At 65.2% G+C, this 201-nt stretch carries 1 pseudogene; it reads right to left on the bottom strand.

Going from position 1 to position 201, the window contains the following annotated elements:
* Positions 1-201, bottom strand: a pseudogene (locus V5F66_RS22310) (IS3 family transposase); the annotation flags it as partial.

The raw sequence follows: 201 nt of genomic DNA, 5'->3' as shown, positions 1-201 counted from the left end.
CCCGGCACGCGAGCCGCTCCGATACGCCGAGCTTGGCCACGACGTGCGCGATGCAGCGACGGCGACGGGCGGGGCTTAGAAGTTTCCCGACGCGGCTTCCTTCAGGATCAGCTTCTCCAGCGTCAGGTCCGAAACCGCCTTGCGCAGCCGTTCGTTCTCCTTCTCCAGATCCTTCAGCCGCTTCACCTGGTCGCTCTTCAG

The sequence above is a fragment of the Xanthobacter versatilis genome, assembly GCF_043193975.1.
In the GTDB taxonomy this organism is placed as follows: domain Bacteria; phylum Pseudomonadota; class Alphaproteobacteria; order Rhizobiales; family Xanthobacteraceae; genus Xanthobacter; species Xanthobacter autotrophicus_E.
The sequence above is the reverse complement of the archived record's forward strand: the minus strand, read 5'-3'. Positions and strand labels throughout refer to the sequence as shown.